At 60.6% G+C, this 15979-nt stretch carries 15 protein-coding genes; 3 read left to right on the forward strand and 12 right to left on the reverse strand.

All coding sequences use genetic code 11. The annotated features are described in order from the left end of the window. Nucleotides 1-4: 4 nt before the first annotated feature. The 3 genes from G6N74_RS10040 to G6N74_RS10050 all read right to left on the reverse strand — a co-directional run bounded on the left by G6N74_RS10040 (nt 5) and on the right by G6N74_RS10050 (nt 3692). Entirely contained in the window at nt 5-1078 is a 1074-nt protein-coding gene (locus tag G6N74_RS10040) for a putative B6 ABC transporter permease subunit 2 (RefSeq protein WP_246245709.1), read from the reverse strand. Nucleotides 1079-1095: 17 nt separating this feature from the next. Next, the gene (locus G6N74_RS10045) at nt 1096-2664 is read right to left on the reverse strand and encodes a putative B6 ABC transporter ATP-binding protein (RefSeq protein ID WP_165116892.1); all 1569 of its coding nucleotides are present in this window, start codon (nt 2662-2664) and stop codon (nt 1096-1098) included. A gap of 77 nt (nt 2665-2741) precedes the next feature. Continuing rightward, the gene (locus tag G6N74_RS10050) at nt 2742-3692 is read right to left on the reverse strand and encodes a putative B6 ABC transporter substrate-binding protein (RefSeq protein ID WP_442920783.1); all 951 of its coding nucleotides are present in this window, start codon (nt 3690-3692) and stop codon (nt 2742-2744) included. Nucleotides 3693-3884: 192 nt separating this feature from the next. On the opposite strand from G6N74_RS10050, the gene G6N74_RS10055 reads away from it, so the two are divergent. Beyond that, nucleotides 3885-4304, forward strand: a complete 420-nt coding sequence (locus G6N74_RS10055; protein ID WP_165116896.1) for a hypothetical protein — start codon at nt 3885-3887, stop codon at nt 4302-4304. 13 nt (nt 4305-4317) lie between these two features. Here the strand turns inward: G6N74_RS10055 and G6N74_RS10060 are convergent, their stop codons facing one another. From G6N74_RS10060 to G6N74_RS10100, 9 genes are all read right to left on the reverse strand, one after another. Further along, entirely contained in the window at nt 4318-5337 is a 1020-nt protein-coding gene (locus tag G6N74_RS10060) for a TRAP transporter substrate-binding protein (RefSeq protein ID WP_165116899.1), read from the reverse strand. A gap of 21 nt (nt 5338-5358) precedes the next feature. Continuing rightward, complete coding sequence (locus G6N74_RS10065; protein ID WP_165116901.1) at nt 5359-6630, reverse strand: TRAP transporter large permease; 1272 nt, start codon at nt 6628-6630, stop codon at nt 5359-5361. After that, nucleotides 6627-7181 carry a TRAP transporter small permease gene (locus G6N74_RS10070; protein WP_165116903.1) on the reverse strand — a complete coding sequence of 185 codons (555 nt, stop codon included), beginning with the start codon at nt 7179-7181 and terminating at the stop codon, nt 6627-6629. The genes G6N74_RS10065 and G6N74_RS10070 overlap by 4 nt, the downstream gene beginning before the upstream one ends. Before the next feature lie 3 nt (nt 7182-7184). Next, nucleotides 7185-8114 carry a 5-formyl-3-hydroxy-2-methylpyridine 4-carboxylate 5-dehydrogenase gene (gene fhmpcd1, locus G6N74_RS10075; protein ID WP_165117800.1) on the reverse strand — a complete coding sequence of 310 codons (930 nt, stop codon included), beginning with the start codon at nt 8112-8114 and terminating at the stop codon, nt 7185-7187. After that, a complete protein-coding gene (locus G6N74_RS10080; protein WP_165116905.1) occupies nt 8114-8737 on the reverse strand; it encodes a glutathione S-transferase family protein in 624 nt (207 codons plus the stop codon). The genes fhmpcd1 and G6N74_RS10080 overlap by 1 nt, the downstream gene beginning before the upstream one ends. A gap of 30 nt (nt 8738-8767) precedes the next feature. Then, complete coding sequence (locus G6N74_RS10085; protein ID WP_165116907.1) at nt 8768-9178, reverse strand: RidA family protein; 411 nt, start codon at nt 9176-9178, stop codon at nt 8768-8770. Between the two features lie 9 nt (nt 9179-9187). Next, on the reverse strand, nt 9188-10315 hold the full coding sequence (locus G6N74_RS10090; RefSeq protein ID WP_165116909.1) for an LVIVD repeat-containing protein: 1128 nt from the start codon (nt 10313-10315) through the stop codon (nt 9188-9190). Nucleotides 10316-10394: 79 nt separating this feature from the next. Further along, nucleotides 10395-11546, reverse strand: coding sequence for a cupin domain-containing protein (locus G6N74_RS10095; RefSeq protein WP_165116911.1), 1152 nt, complete (start codon nt 11544-11546; stop codon nt 10395-10397). A gap of 304 nt (nt 11547-11850) precedes the next feature. Continuing rightward, nucleotides 11851-13479 carry a GMC family oxidoreductase gene (locus tag G6N74_RS10100; protein WP_165116913.1) on the reverse strand — a complete coding sequence of 543 codons (1629 nt, stop codon included), beginning with the start codon at nt 13477-13479 and terminating at the stop codon, nt 11851-11853. A gap of 224 nt (nt 13480-13703) precedes the next feature. On the opposite strand from G6N74_RS10100, the gene G6N74_RS10105 reads away from it, so the two are divergent. Together G6N74_RS10105 and G6N74_RS10110 are read left to right on the forward strand one after the other, a co-directional pair. Then, nucleotides 13704-14381 (forward strand): FadR/GntR family transcriptional regulator, encoded by a 678-nt coding sequence (locus G6N74_RS10105; protein ID WP_165116915.1) that lies wholly within the window; start codon nt 13704-13706, stop codon nt 14379-14381. 51 nt (nt 14382-14432) lie between these two features. Then, entirely contained in the window at nt 14433-15965 is a 1533-nt protein-coding gene (locus tag G6N74_RS10110) for a GMC family oxidoreductase N-terminal domain-containing protein (protein WP_165116917.1), read from the forward strand. The last annotated feature ends 14 nt before the right edge of the window (nt 15966-15979 follow it).

The raw sequence follows: 15979 nt of genomic DNA on the forward strand, positions 1-15979 counted from the left end.
GACGTCACGCCTTTCGCGACTGGTTGTAGCGGTGGTCGATATATTCGGCGAGCGCCAGCATGATCAGAACGATGGAGACAAGCACGAGCGTGAAGTGATGCGGCACGCCGAGCCGCCGCGCGGCACTCTCGCCGCCAATCGACAGAACAGACAGCATGAACACGAAGCCGATTGCCGCGATGCCGTTCATGCGGGCGAGGAAAACGACCGGAATGACCGCCATCGCATAGGCCGGATTCCAGTCGGCCCTCACATTGCCCTGAACGCCGATGATATCGACGGCACCGGCCAGACCTGCCAACCCTGCCGAGATCGCGAACACCGCAATTGTGAGCTTCGGCACGCCGAGGCCGGCATGGACGGCGGCGCGCGGATTGGCACCGACGATCTGCAATTTCAGGCCGAATGCGGTACGCGTCATGACGAAATGCACTATGAGGATGGCGGCCAGACCAAGCAGGAGCCCGCTGGTAATCGTCGTATCAAACAGGCGCGGCAGGCGATCCTCGACCGGCAAAGTCCGTGTCTGCGGCACAGTGGTTGAAGGGTCGAGGAAAACGAGCTTCACCAGGACATTGGCGAGCGACGTGCCGAGAAATGTCATCATCAGCGTGGTGATGATCTCGTTGACGCCCTGATAGGCGCGCAGCAAGGCCGGCACGAGTGACCACAGCATGGCAATTGCGGTTGCCAGCAGGAAGGCGCAGAACAGGGCCAGCCATGCCGGCAGCACCTGAACGAGCAGCGGCCCGCTGGCAGCGGCAGTGACCGCGCCAAGCAGGAACTGGCCGTCGCCGCCGAGATTCCACATGCCGGCGCGAAACGCGACGATGAGGCCGGCTGCGAGGAAGAGCAGAGGCGCCATGCGCGTCAGCGTCTGCTGGACGCCGAGCGGCGACAGCAGCCCGCGTTCGAGAACAAAACCATAATAGGTCAATGGGTTGACGCCGACGGCCAGCAGGATGCAACCGGCTATTATCAGAGCGGCCAGGATAGGACCGAGCGTCATGATAATGCGGCGCTGGATATCGCGCCGTGCAGGCGTGCCATTCGATGTATCGAGAGCGGTCGCACTCATGGCCTGTGTCTCCGCGCTCATGCCGCCAGCCCGATCATCAGACGGCCAACCCGTGTGCGGGCGTCACCCGTGTTTTCGACCGTACCGACCAACCGGCCGCTCGAAATCACGGCAATCCGGTCGCACATGCTCAGCAGTTCCTCGAGGTCTGTGGAGATGAGAAGGACAGCCAGACCCCGCGCCGCGATTTCCCGAATGCGCTGGCGTGTTGCCAAGGTGTTGGCGAGATCGAGCCCATAGGTCGGCTTGTTGAAGATAACGGCCTTGGCGCCTTCGGCCAGTTCGCGCGCCAGCAGCACCTTCTGGATGTTGCCGCCGGACAGGCGGCCCACCGGTGTCTTCAGGCTCGGCGTGCGCACATCGTATTCGCGAACCAGTTCGCCCGCGCGTTTGTCGATCTCGGCGCGCTGCTCGATGCCCGAGCGCCAGAAGGGAGCAGCGCCCACCTGTTTCAGGAAGAAATTGATCGACACGGGGAATGACCCCACGGTGCCCTCGCCCAGCCTGTCGTCGGTCAAATAGCGCAGCCCGCTCTCACGGCGTTCGCCGACGCTCAACCCGTCGAGCCGTTTTCCTTCCAAAGCAATCGTACCGCCAGAGGTCGGAAGCTGCCCGGCCAAGGCCTCGGCGAGTTGCTTCTGGCCGTTGCCGTCGATGCCGGCAATGCCGAGCAGTTCGCCCGGGCGAATGTCGAAGGATATCGCAGAGAGGCCCGGCGTATTTGCAGTTGCGGGCACTTCGATGTCGCGCACCTCCAGCAGAGGTGCCGCGCTTGCAGGCAGCACACGCGGTGCCTTTTCCTCCGCTTCGGGGTCATCCTTGCGCTTGCCGAACATCAGCTCGACGATTTCCGAGATGATCTCGTCCTCGCCGAGCGCGCGAAAACGTTCCGGCGGAATCTCGCCGACCTTGCGGCCAAGCTTCAGAACCGAAATGCGGTCGCCAAAGGCCGCCGCCTCCTTGAGCTTGTGAGTGATGAAAACAATAGCCAGGCCCTGTTCGACAAGACGGCGCATCAGCGCGCCCAGTTCGTCGATGCCTTTCGGCGTCAGCATGGAAGTCGATTCATCGAGGATCAGCAGCCGGCTGTTGCGCACCAGCGCGCGCAGGATTTCGACCTGCTGCTGCTCGCCCAGCGAAAGCTCGGATATCCTGGCATGGAGATTGATCGTGATGCCCAGCGTGCGGCTGATCTCGGTAACGCGCGCTTCCAGCTCCTCGGTCTTGGGGCGTTGCCACCACGACCCGCCAAGCAGAAGATTTTCCGCCACCGTCAGCGTCGGCACCAGCATCATGTGCTGGAAGACCGTGCCGATGCCGAGCGAAAGCGCATGGCGCGGCGACGTGATCGGCGTTGGGGTGCCATCGACCAGAATACGCCCTTCGTCCGGCTGCTGAAGGCCTGACAGCATGCCGATCAAGGTTGATTTGCCGGCGCCGTTTTCGCCCAGCAACACGTGAACTTCGCCGGGCCGGATCGCCAGGTCGACGCTGTCATTGGCGACGATACCGGGGAACCGCTTTGTTACCCGATCGAGCACGACGATGTCCGGCGTTGCCGCCGGTGATATTGAAACATTGGTCATGATACGCCCAGCGTCAGAGCATGAAATCAAACTGGAGGGGCAGCACATTGGGCCCCTCCAGCCTATGGCGCTCGTGGCTATTCGCTCACATTCGTCATCAGGGCACGCACGGCCGTCGCTTCGAACACCGGCTCGACCTTGATCTTGCCGGAGATGACATCCTCGCGCAGCGCCTGGACTTCGGTCCAGACATTGTCCGGGATCGCCGCCGTCTTGAGCAGCTTGACGGAATCATCCTTCAGGCCGATCGAGTAGCTCTTGGTGCCGAAGGTATCGGCCTTCAGGTCGTTGATCATCGCCGTGTAGACGGGCGTGATGTTCCAGACCACCGAAGAGAGCAGGAAGCCCTTGTCGATGGGCGTCTTATCGCCGATCACATCGATGAAATAGACCTTGCCGCCATCGGCAGCCTTGGTCGTTTCGACCGCCTGCAGCATGCCGAAGCTGGAGCCGTTGCCCTGACCGAAGATGATGTCGGCACCAGACGCGATCACGCTTTCGGTGACGCGCTTGCCGCCGGCAGCGTCGCTATAGGCGGCGGGTCCGATAACGGCATAGGTGACCTTCACATCCGGGTTCTCGGCCTTGACGCCCTGAGCGAACCCTGCCGACTGCGAGTTCCATGACGGCGGCTCGCCGGAAACGACGATGCCGACGGCCTTGGAGCGCGTCATCTTGGCGGCAAGACGGCCGGCAAGATAGGCGCCTTCATGGCCGCTCAGCGTGTAGTCCGCGACGAGGCCCTTCTTGAGCGCCGACGGCGTGTCGACGATCGCCACCGGAACCTTGAGCTCGTTGGCGATTTCAGGCGCCGACGTGTTGTAGCCGCTGGCATGGGCGATCAGCAGGCTTGCGCCCTCTTCCGCCAGTTCGCGAAGCGTCGGGCGAACGTCGCCATAGCCGAGACCCTGGGCGACCACGACCTCGACACCAGTCGCGGCAGCCGCTGCCTTGGCGGCATCGACGCCCTGCTGGTTCCAGCCGTAGTCGGTGCCTTCTTCAGGCGTCAGGATGGCAATTGATTTCACATCTGCGGCAATAGCTCCGCTCAACATGAAACCAGTCAATAGAATTACACTTACACTGCTCTTCAGTACGCGTAACATTTTACCCTCCGTTGGTTTATACTTTCCAATCACATCAACAATTATTCTTATTATTGTTGCGCATAAGCGATATATACTTATAACTCTCCTTGTTGATGGAGAGAGACAAGATTCATGTTGAAAGTTTTTCTGCCCCTGATGCTGACGCTGGCCACTTCGGCCCAGGCGACCGAGTTGCGGCACATCACCGTCAGAACAGGCACGGACGGGCTCTCGCCAGTTTCCTTGACTGTCGCCAATGCTGGCAAGGAACCCCTCGCCTGCAACGCCGACATCGCCCATTGGTATTCTGTCGAACTCACAGCCGTCGCACCCGGCAAAGCCGCCCAAATCGAACTCTGGTTCGACCCCAAGAGCGGGACATATGCGGCGCTCAACGACAAGCGCGAGAACCTGCCGGTCGAGCGCCTGTGGTGCGGGATCGAAGGCCGTGCATATGCGACACGCTCACAGATCGCGCTCGACCATGGCGCGGCACCCGCTGCCCTGCAGCTGACCTGCTCGGACAAAACCGGACGCCTGGTCTGCGAGTGAGCGGTGGCGCGTTTCATTTCGCCACCTTCGCATCCACCAGCGTCTTGAGGCGCTGATACTCTTCCTTCACGGCCGGATTGGCATCGACAAGCGTTCCGGCGAGCGTATGGAATTCGCCTTCCATCTTCGCCTGGTCTTCGTCGGACAGCTTGTTGATCACGCCGCCATTGTCGGCCCAGACCTGATAGGTCTTCTGGACATTGTCGACACCCCATTGAAACACCGAAGTCTCGGCGGCGCGGCCCGCATCGACGATAGCCTTCTTGACCTCGTCGGTCTGCGACTGGAACCAGTCCTCGTTGACGACGGTGACGGAGACGATCTCGGCAAAGCGCAGATCGGTGATGTTCTTGCCGACATCGTAATATTTGAACGCCGTCAGGATCGGCATGCCGACCAGCATGCCGTCGAGGCCGCCAGCTTCGAGCTGCGGGATGACTTCGGTCAATGCCAGCGGCAGCGGCGTGGCGCCGACCAGTTCCATCGGCTTGATCTGCATTGGCGACGCAAACGTCCGGATCTTCAGGCCCTTCAGCCCATCGAGAGTAGTAACCGGCTTCATCGTGAAAACGACGGTGGGGCTGTTGTAGATCGCGCCGATGACCCGAAGACCCTTGTCGAGGAACATTTCTTCGAGACGCGCGCGGTACTCGGGGTCATGAATTGCGTTGTCGACATCCTGCGGCGTCTTGAACAGGCCCGGAACATCGAAAGCCTGGAAGCGCGGATCGACATTGGTCATGAAGGAGGTCGGTGTGGTGAATGCTTCGATGGTGCCGAGCAGCACACCCTCCGCCATGCGCGGGATCGCGCCGAGCTGGCTTGCCGGATAGATTTCGGTCTTCACCGCATCGCCGACGCGGGTTTTCAGTTCCTCAGCGAAAACCTTTTGCCATTCATGCTGGACGTCGTTGATGGTCGCCGACGCCAGTTTCATCGTGCTTTGCGCGGCAGCCGGGTGAATTGCCGTTGCCAGCGGCAGCAGCACCAAAGCCGTGGAAAAAGCAGCGGCCTTGAGAAATTTCGAAAGCATCACGTTCCCCATTTTTCTTTTTTAAAGTGACTGGCCGAGCATCAAGGAAAGCGCCGGCACATAGGTGATGATCAGAAGTGCAGTGACCTGCACAGCAACGAAGGGCAGAACTCCTTTGTAGAGCGAATGAGCAGGCAACCCGGTGACGGACTGGGCGACGAAGATGTTCAGACCGAAGGGCGGCGTGAACATGCCTATCGCCAGATTGACGGTCATGATGATGCCGAAATGGATCGGGTCGATGCCCAGCGAAATCGCAATCGGTACCAGCAGCGGCGCGAACACCAGGATGGCGGAAGTCGGGTCGAGGAAGCAGCCGATGATCAGCAGCACGACATTGACCGCCAGCAAGAAAGTCATCGCGTTCATGTCGAGCGCCTGAATCCAGGCGACGATCGCCTGCGGCACACCCTGTGTCGTCAGCACCCACGTCACGACACCGGCGGTGGCAACGATGATGAGAATCTGCGCCGACAGCATCGCCGAGTTTCCGGCCGCGCGGATGATATCGGCCCAGTTCATGGTGCGATAGACGAAGCGTGCGACGACGATGGCATAGAGACAGGCAAAGCCACCGGCTTCAGTCGGCGAAAACCAGCCATTGTAGATACCGCCGAGGACGAAGACGGGCATCAGAAGCGCTGCAATCGCGTTCTTCGTCGCGAGCCAGGCTTCCCTGGGATCGAATCGCCCGACTACGGGGATTCTCAGAACGATGGCGACGACTATGACGAATATGCACATCATCAGCGCCATCAGCAGCCCGGGGATAACACCCGCCATGAACAGCCGCGGTATCGATTGCTCGGCGGCAAGGCCGTAGAGGATCATGGCGATGCTGGGTGGTATGACGATGTCGATCGCGCCACTGGATGCGAGCAGTCCGGCAGAGCGTTCCTTGCCGTAACCCGAGCTTACCAGCTTGGGATAAAGCGTCTTGCTGAGGGCTGCGACCGCCGCGACACTGGAACCGGAAATGGCGCCAATGACGGTCGAGGCGCCGACCGTCGAAACCGCAAGGCTGCCGGGCAAGCGTCCGACCAGTGCCAGTACCCAGGTGATCAGCCGCGAGGCGATGCCGCTCGTTCCCATCAATTCGCCGGCAAAGACGAAGAACGGTATCGCAAGCAGCGCGTAGTTGTCGAACCCACCGAACAGAACCTGATGCAGGGCGACCGGCGGTGTCGGCAGGATAAAGAAGAAGGTGACGGCGACGGCAGCCAGGAAGACCAGGAATACCGGTGTGCCGAGCGCCAGGAGAAGGACCGGAAGGATCGCCAGGGAAGCGGTCATGCGCCCGGTTCCTCATGCGGATCGTTGCGGGCAAATGCATTGAGATCGCGGGCGAGCATGATCGCCGCCGTGATCGTCAGCCCGGTAAAGCCGACAAGCAGCGCTGCATGCGGGATGGTCATGGGAATACCAAGCCCCATGCTCGTGGTTCCGAGCCGTCCGATCTTCGTGACGAAACCGTAGGAGGCATAGGTTGCGTAGGCGCAGGCCAGAACGCCGGCGATGTCGTGAATGATGTAAAGCAGATGCCGCCACCGCCCCTTTGCGTAGGACGGCAGGAGATTGACGCTGATGTGGTCGCGGTTCGCCAGCGACAGGATCGCGCCGGCCATCACCACCCAGATGATGGTGTAGACCATCAGCTCATCGGTGCCGGTCATCGAGAAGCCGAACAAATAACGCCCGGTCGCGTTGATGACATTGATGCCGACCACGACCAGCAATGCGACGCCGAGAATCCAGTGCAAAGCCTTGCCTGTGCGCTCCGCAATATGCGGCAGGTTCTCCCCCAATCTGCTACGGCCTTGTGTCTCCCTCACCGCCGATTGCATCGCTCACTCCCGGCCTTCGAGGATGCGCCGCACGGCGACCAGTTTTTTCGCTCTTTCGCCCTGCAGGGCGGTGATCTTCTCCGCCGTGTAGGAGAACATGCCCTCCCCGGATTTGATGCCGAGCTTGGAGGCGCCTGTCCTTTCAAGAACGATCGGCGCGACATCGTCGCGATTAGACAGATCGGCGTTCAGGAAAGACGAGACAGACTTGTAGATATCGAGGCCGGCCATATCGAGCAGCGCCATCGGCCCGATGACCGCGATTTTGTAGCCGATGCCCCAGGAAACGCAGGTGTCGAGATCTTCCGGCTCGATGACACCGCGCTCGACCAGATCGACCGCCTCGCGCAACAGCGCATAGAGCACGCGGTTTTCGACGAAGCCGGGAACGTCTTTCTTCACCACCACCGGCAGCAGGCCGATGGAGCGGATCAGGTCTCGGATGGTCGCAACCGTTTCCGGAGCGGTCTTCTCGCCGCCGATCACCTCGATCATCGGAACGATATGCGGCGGGTTCGACCAATGCATGCCGACCATACGCTCAGGATGCGAGATATGCGCCTGGAGCTTGGTGATCGGAATGCCTGATGTGTCGGACGCGACGATAACCGAAGGTCCGATCAGCGGATCGATGGCGCGATAGGTCTCGGCCTTGATATCGATGTTTTCCGGCACGTTCTCGATGACGAGATCAGCACCTTCAACGGCCTCGGCAATGCTGCGCATGAAGCGCACCGCGCTGGCACCCTCAGCGGGCGCCTGTATGTCGAGACGGTCGAGAACGCCGCCCGCAATATCGAGCATGCCGCGGGCACGCTCGATCGCTGCTTCCGAAATGTCATACGCCGCAACCTCCAGCCCGCCACGCGAAAGTCGCGCGGCGATGCCGGGGCCCATCGTTCCCAATCCGATGAGGGCGACGCGCTTGATCATCATGCGGCCTTTGTCGACTGGGCCGCACCCGTGGCGACGAGGAACGCAGGACGCTTAGCTATGGCAGCAACCCAACGCTCCAGATTGGGCAGCGAAGGACGCTCGATCTTGAAATCGACGCAGCGCTTGAGGATCGGCGCGCAGGCGATATCGGCGATGGTCAGTTTGCCGAGCGCCAGGAAGTCCTTGCCCTCGAGATGGCCATCAACGATCTTGAGCTGGGCGACGAGGTCGCGAACCTGCTCCTTGTACTCGGCCGTCTGCTCTTCGGGCGGAAGCTTCGCGCCCTTGAACGCAGCGAGATAGCCGGGATTGACCGCAGCCAGCAGGAAGTCCATCCAGCGTTCGACCTCGGTCTTTTCGGTGGGCGTTGCACCCGTCAGATGCTCGCCACCGAAGGCTGCGAGGTAGCGCAGGATCGTGTTCGATTCCCAGATCACCGCGTCGCCATCGACCAGCGTCGGCACCTTCGAAGTCGGGTTGAGCGATTTGTATTCGGCCGTCTGAGTGTTCTCGAACTGCCGGCCATAGTCCTCGCGCTTGTAGCGCGCGCCGAGCTCTTCCAGCATGAAAAGCACTTTTTGAACGTTGCCCGAAGTCTGGCGGCCTAGAAGCTTGTACATGGGTTGCGTCTCCTCGATGGTTTGTCTGGCTTACGCCTTGCCCGCCGCGAGCGGTTTGTAGACGATGGCGTCCATTTCGATCTTGGTGTTGATGACGGCTCTTGCCTCGACCGTCGTGCGGGCAAGCACGGCGTCACCGATGCCTTCGAGAAAGGCCCTGTTGTAGCGTCCGAAGTCGCGCGTATCCTCGAGATAGGTGGTGATCCGCACGACATCCGAGAGCGTTGCGCCCTCATGCGCAATCACCCGCTCGATCGTCTTCAGCGTGGCCAGCGTCTCTTCCTCGATCGTGCCCGAGATCATGTTGTTGTTCTCGTCTTTTGGCACCTGCCCGGAAACGAAGATGTAGTCGCCGGCGCGCACCGCCGGATGAAACGGCAGGTTCGGATTCTTCTTGCCAATGGCGTAATGGGTGGCGGATTTTCTTGTGCTGTCGGACACGCCAGTCTCCTAAAGAACGCTCGTTTCTATGATGTCGACGCCGCGGATGCGGTCGATGAGATAGACGATGCCGCGATCGTCGATCGTCACGTCGTTGGACGATGCACGATCTGCTCCCGCAGGTGCATCCGGCATGAAATGCCCGACTTCCTTCGGCGCGAACGGGTCGGCGATGTCGACCAGCCGCAAACCCTGCGCAAACCAGGCAAACGGAATGATGGTACCCGAGAACCGCTCCGACGGCTGGTGACAGCCCGTCATCGGCGGCTGCGGCGCGCCGTCTGGATCGAGACCCGGAACCTGGAAGGTCGAAATCGGCATCGGGTTGGTCTCGTCGGTGATGTCGTAGATCCAGCTGAAGGATGGTGGCGAAGGCCGCAGCTTCGCCACATCCTCATCCGCTACAACCATGATGTTGCGGCCCTTCAGCGGCTGCGGGATCGGCAGGCAGGTATGGGTCGGATGCGGGAAGCTCGGGCTCGAATTCACATGGCTGATAAGCGTTGGGCGGCTCATATCCGAGATGTCGAGAATGAACATGCCGTGATGCCAGTAGCTGACATAAAGCCGGTCACCCATGCGGATCGGATGGTGGCAGCGCGGCGTCACATAGTCGTGCCACGGATATTCTTCGCCGCCGCCGGTCCACTGACCCGGTATCCACCAGCGCCCGACCTCGACCGGATTCACCGGATCGATCAGATCGAGGATCATCACGATGTTGCCGACATAGCCTTCGGCGGTCGGCGAGATATAGGCATAGCGGCCGTCATAATCGTAACGATGGACGCCCTTGCCGCCGGTGATCCATTTGGAGATCAGCTTCGGCTGTTCCGGCTTGCTCGTGTCGTAGATTGCCAGGCCACCGCCGAAATCGGCAGGCCCTTCGCTGCCGAAGCGCTCGTGGTTGATGATCATCAACCCGTCCTTGGCGCGTACCTTGTGCGAATGCCAACCCGGCGGCACGTCGACGGTTGCGATCTTCTTCGGATTACGCGGATCGGAAATGTCGACCAGCGTCGTACCGCTCGGCGGCCGCATGTGACCGATGTAAAGGATGTTGCCGTCGACCCAGACCTGACCGCCGCCGGGGCAATCCACATGGCCGATATGCTTGGTGTTGAACGCGGAAACCAAATGCGTACGCCTTCTTGCTGGTGCGTCACTTCACTGCCGGCGCGCCGTGACAGGACGGCGCGCGGCTATGCTTGCAGGATCAAACGAGGCGCAGAAGATCGCCGGCCTGGTTGCGGCCCCAGCGCTTGTAGAGAAGCAGCGCCTTCTGCGTCGGAGCGTCGGTGGCACCGAAGAAGATGACCGGCTCGGTCGAGGAGCCGTTGACATGCTCCACCCACGAACCGCCGGGGATGGCGATCGTGTCGAACTGGTTCCAGTCGTAGCGCTTGCCGTCGATGATCGAATGGCCGTTGCCGCGGAACGGCGACAGAAGCAGGCTGGCGGTCTCCCGCTGCGGCAGCGTCTTTTCGCCGGGACGCAGCATCTGGACGTAGAAATTGATCGTGTGGAACACCGGCCCGCCGGTCGTCGGATCGACATAGTCGATCACGATGCCTTCATGCGGATCGCCGTCCCAATCCTTGTGGGCGTCCAGGATGGCTTCCATCTTTTCCCAGCGGTATACATACATCGGTGAAGACAGGCCGCCGCCACGCTTGTGGTCGACGAAGCGCGGCATCAAGCCGCCTTCACCATAGATGCGCTGGGAGTAGTCGCTCGGGAAGCGCGCGGTCTGTACCTTCTTCTCGACTTCCTTGCCGTCCACCATCTCGGTGTATTTGTGATCGAAATGGACGGCATGCAGCGTCTCGACCAGCGGAAGGTCCAGAATGGAAAGATTGACCGCCTGTTCGCCGCCGACCGTGCCGTGATTGTGCCAGGCATCGTTCGGGGTCAGAACCATGTCGCCAGGGCCGAATACTACGTCCTCGCCTTCGACGCCGGTGAAGTTACCCTTGCCGGTGAGGCCGAAGCGGATGGCGCTCGGCGAATGCTTGTGCGGCGGCATGATCTCGTCTGGATCGTTCAGGCGGTAGGCCGTGTACATGGTGCTAACCGAGGCGCGCTTGGGCGCAAGGCCTGGATTGACGAGGATCAAAGAGCGGCGCTCGCTGTCGTCCATGGTGACGAGTTCGGCGGCGCGCTGCAGCAGCGGTTCGATATCCGTGTAGGACCAGACGAACGGAACGGCCTTCGACGTCGCCATGAGTTGCTTGATCTCGTCATGATCGACACCTTCGCTGGTCGCCCAGAAGGGGAACATGTTCTTCGAGTAGAGGTCGTCGTAAAGGCCTTTGAGGGCGGCCTTCTTGTTGGTGATGGTATCGTTTGCTGGTTGCGCCACGGACATTTCAGACACCTCGGAACTGGAGGACAGATCGTTTAACCAACTCAACCGTATTAGGATTGGTTTTCGTCCACAATCCCTTATTTAGCAATTTTTGGATTTTTTGGTTGAGCCAGACTTTAGTCAGAAAGTCGCCCAAATTACATGCACGGCGATCAAAAATTTAGCCATTTGTACCAATACTTGGTGTTTTTTCGAGAAAATGCGTGAATCAACGCGTACGCATCGGGGCGCCCCGATGTGTCAACCAAAAACTCCTAAAATTTCAACCAAAAGCATTTTTTGGTTGAAAACCGATTGTCAACCGCTAGGCGGCGACACTCTGCTCGACCCGTTGTCGGATCAAATCCGACGCCTTTTCGGCGATCATGATGACCGCCGCATTGATGTTGCCGCAAACGAGATCCGGCATGACCGATGCATCGACCACGCGCAGCCCGCCGACGCCGCGAACGCGCAATTCCGGATCGACGACCGACTGTCGGTCGACGCCCATGCGGCAGGTGCCGGCGGGGTGATGGACGGTGATCGACGTCTTGCGAATGTGTTCGTCGATCTCGTCATCGCTCTGGCAGTTGGGCCCGGGAAAGAACTCCGCTTCGATGTACGGCTTCATGGAGGGCTGAGCCGCGAGGTCGCGCGCGACACGAAAACCGGCGCGCAACGATTCCCAATCACGCGGCGAAGACAGGAAATTCTGGTAGATCAGAGGCGCGGCCAACGGGTCAGCCGAAGCGAGCTTGACGCTGCCACGGCTTTCCGGCTGCACGGCCACGATGCGCGTCGCGAAACCATCGGCAAAAGGCGCTTTGAACGGCGGCATGTAAGGCCAGGCCGCAAGCGGTGCCGCGGTGAAAAGCAACTGCACGTCGGGCAAGGGCCGGCTGGCGTCGCTTTTCAGGAAAGCGACCACCCCGCCTGGCACATCTCCGGAAAAGCCGCGTCCCGTCAGATAGGTTTTCACGAAATCAAGGCCGATCCTGTCGGCGCGCATCATCTTGAGGAACGGACCCGGCTCCTTGCGGCGATACATCAGGATGACGGAGACATGATCCTGCAGATTCTTGCCAACTCCCGGCAGGTCGACCTTGGTTTCGATGCCGAATGAGGAAAGCTCCTCACCGCCGCCAATACCAGATAGCATAAGGAGTTGCGGCGTGTTGATGACGCCACCGGCCAGCAAAACCTCGCGTCGCGCAAAGGCCTGGAAAGGCGCGCCGTCACGGCTATAGGCAATGCCTGCCGCCCTGCCGTCCTTCAGCAGGATTTTCGTCGCCATCGCCTTGGTCAGCACGGTGACATTGCCCCGGCGCATGGCCGGGCGCAGATAGGCCGAAGCCGTCGAGCAACGGCGGCCGTTCTCGATCGTCATCTGCAGGCGGCCGAAACCCTCCTGGGTAGCGCCATTGTAATCGTCGGTCTGGGGATAGCCCGCTTCGCGGCTGGCCGTTGCGAAAGCTTCGATCAAACCGTCCTTGTAGCGGCAGAACTGGGTGCTTAGCGGACCGTCACCGCCGCGGTAGTCGTCCGCGCCGCGCTCCCAGCTTTCCTGTTTCTTGAAGTAGGGCAGAACCCGTTCATAGGACCAGTCGAGCAGGCCATTCGCAGCCCAGCGATCATAGTCGCCGCGATTGCCGCGCACATAGGCCATGGCATTTGTGGATGAAGAACCGCCAATGACCTTGCCGCGCGCGCATTCGACCTTGCGGCCGCCGACATTGGCTTCGGGTTCGCAGAAATACATCCAGTCATGCCGGCGCTCGGTAAGGATCTTGCCCCAGCCGAGCGGGATATGGATCATCGGATCGCGATCCCAGTCCCCCGCCTCCAGCAGCAAGACAGAAACCGACGGATCTTCGCTCAGGCGGTTGGCCAGCACGCAACCTGCCGACCCCGCTCCCACGATGACATAGTCATAGGTCTCGCCTGCTTGCATGCTTGTTCCCCGGGATGATTGATCGCCCTCTTAGCGGGGCTCGTCGGCCATTTCCCGACCACCTCAGTCAACCACTGCTCAACTGAGGTTGTCAACCACAAGATATCCAGCTAATTTGGTTGAATTGGTTGAACATGGGTTTCCTTCATGTGCCGCGTTATATTATAACTGAAGCACCTCTTCGCTGGCGGTCGTCCGCACAAACGGATTCAGGAGATTTTGTTTTGACTGCATTCAAGCCAACCATCGTCCCGTCCGAGGTCGACGACGTCATCTCGGCCATTCGGCAGATTCAGGAAGAAAGCGGCAAACTGCCTTCGGAGCGCGATCTCGCCGACCTCCTGAACGTCAAGCGCCACCAGCTACGCAAGGCGCTCGATGCCATGCGGCGTGCCGGCGACCTGGGACCAGTGCGCGCCAGAAGAGCGCCGACCGCAATGCCGAAATATGGCGAGGAGCTGGTCAGGGTGACCAATCCGATCGAGGTCCTGGAGTTGCGCCTGATCATGGAGCCCGGGCTGGCGCGTCTGGCATCGCTGCGCGCTTCCGCTTTCGAGATCGCGCGCATCATGGAAGCGGCCACCACGCCGGAGAATGCTTCGTCCGGCCAGATCGACCTGGCGTTCCACCTTGCGATCGTCGGGGCCGCGCGAAATCATCTGGCCAGCGAATTCTACAAGATGCTCAGGCAGGTTGGCGTCGACGCCCGCATGAAGATCGCCCGCACCGCCGAGCCCACCTGCCCCAAGCGTATCGCCCAGCGCGATGCCGAACACCGGTTGATTGCCGAGGCGATCTCCCAGCGCGACCCGGAAGCGGCGGAGGCCGCCATGCGCGCGCATCTGCTTTCCGTGCAGAAACAGATCACCGAACGTTCGAACGCCGGCGCTTTCGCCGCCTGACCTCATCTCAAACCTGAAATAGCGATCCGGCTTCGCGCGGAAGGGGAACTCGTGGCTCGACATTTCGATGTTTTGGTTATCGGCGCCGGTTCGGCTGGCTCGGTGATCGCCAGCCGGCTGAGCGAAGACGAAACCTGCAATGTCGGCCTGATCGAGGCAGGCCAGATGCCTTCCGATCCCGATATTGCCGATCCGCTGAAGTGGACGATACTACAAGGCCGTGACTATGACTGGGCCTATCGCACTGTTCCGCAGCCATATACCGCGAACCGAATTCACGAATGGCCGAGAGGACGGATCGTCGGCGGGTCGAGCTGTCTCCATGCCATGGCCTATGTGCGGGGACACCCCGCCGATTTTGACGCGTGGAAGGAGGCCGGCGGCGAGCGCTGGTCCTATCAAGGCTTGCTCCCCGGTTTCATGTGCAGCGAAGCTTTTATCACGTTCGACGCACCGACACGCGGTCGCTCGGGTCCGCTCGATGTCCAACTGCCCGACGAAGAAGTCAGCCCCGTCGTTCGTGCCTATATAGCGGCAGGCAATTCGCTTGGTATCCCCACGCTTACCGACCACAACAGCGGCGAACTGATCGGCACGACGCCCAATTCCCTCAACATCCGCAACGGTCGTCGGCTCAGCGTCGCAGACGCCTATCTGACAGCCGATGTCCTTGCCCGCAAAAATCTGACACTGCTCACCGGCTATGAGGTCGAGCATCTGGTCATAGAAAGCGACCAGGCGGCGGCGGTCATCTGCGTCATCGATGGCGTGACGGAAAGAATATCGGCGGATCGGATCGTGGTTTGTGCTGGCGCAGTCTCAACGCCGCTCATCCTGATGCGATCGGGCATCGGTGACCCCGCAGTTCTGAAACAGGCGGGCATCGAATGCATTAGCGAACGAAGGGAAATCGGAGCCAACCTGCAAGATCATCTCCTGGCGCTTGGCAATGTCTATCGCTCGAAGAAACCCGTTCCACCTTCACGCCTTCAGCATTCGGAATCGCTGATGTATCTGAACAGCGAGAACCTCTCTGGTTCAACAGGCGTGCCGGACATCGTTCTCGGCTGCGTCGTAGCACCTTCAGCGGCAGAGGGCCTGAACGCGCCCGCTTACGGCACCGCATATACAATCCTGTGTGGGGTAACCCATCCGACAAGCCGTGGCCACATTCTGCCCGGTGGACCAAACCGTACCGACCGTCCAATCATCGATCCGCATTATCTCGAGACGGAACATGACCGCCTCACCTTCCGTAAAGCACTGAAGATCGCGCGCGAGGTCGGCAGTCAGCCTGCTCTCGACGAATGGCGCGACACAGAAGTGCTCCCCGGTCTGGTCGTGCGATCGGATGCCGAACTCGACGCCTTCATCGCCAGAGCCGCCTCCACCCATCATCATCCCGCCGGCACCTGCCGAATGGGCATGGATCAGCATGCCGTCGTGAATCCTGATCTTCGGCTGAACGGCATCGACAACGTATACATTGTCGATGCCTCCGTCATACCGGCAATCCCGAGCGGGCCCATCAATGCGGCCGTGGTTGCGATTGCAGAGACGTGGGCGGCACTCGATCTAGCCTGACCCAAAGCGAGAGA

Origin of the sequence: Mesorhizobium zhangyense (genome assembly GCF_011045115.1) — a bacterium.
Classification (GTDB): Bacteria; Pseudomonadota; Alphaproteobacteria; order Rhizobiales; family Rhizobiaceae; genus Mesorhizobium_M; species Mesorhizobium_M zhangyense.

Bases quoted from the DNA above. Each gene is read 5' to 3' on its own strand.
- G6N74_RS10065 (WP_165116901.1), bottom strand. From the start codon at position 6,630: ATGACCGCTTCCCTGGCGATCCTTCCGGTCCTTCTCCTGGCGCTCGGC.
- G6N74_RS10040 (WP_246245709.1), bottom strand. From the start codon at position 1,078: ATGAGTGCGACCGCTCTCGATACATCGAATGGCACGCCTGCACGGCGC.
- G6N74_RS10070 (WP_165116903.1), bottom strand. From the start codon at position 7,181: ATGCAATCGGCGGTGAGGGAGACACAAGGCCGTAGCAGATTGGGGGAG.
- fhmpcd1 (WP_165117800.1), bottom strand. From the start codon at position 8,114: ATGATCAAGCGCGTCGCCCTCATCGGATTGGGAACGATGGGCCCCGGC.
- G6N74_RS10095 (WP_165116911.1), bottom strand. From the start codon at position 11,546: ATGTCCGTGGCGCAACCAGCAAACGATACCATCACCAACAAGAAGGCC.
- G6N74_RS10055 (WP_165116896.1), top strand. From the start codon at position 3,885: ATGTTGAAAGTTTTTCTGCCCCTGATGCTGACGCTGGCCACTTCGGCC.
- G6N74_RS10045 (WP_165116892.1), bottom strand. From the start codon at position 2,664: ATGACCAATGTTTCAATATCACCGGCGGCAACGCCGGACATCGTCGTG.
- G6N74_RS10100 (WP_165116913.1), bottom strand. From the start codon at position 13,479: ATGCAAGCAGGCGAGACCTATGACTATGTCATCGTGGGAGCGGGGTCG.
- G6N74_RS10080 (WP_165116905.1), bottom strand. From the start codon at position 8,737: ATGTACAAGCTTCTAGGCCGCCAGACTTCGGGCAACGTTCAAAAAGTG.
- G6N74_RS10060 (WP_165116899.1), bottom strand. From the start codon at position 5,337: ATGCTTTCGAAATTTCTCAAGGCCGCTGCTTTTTCCACGGCTTTGGTG.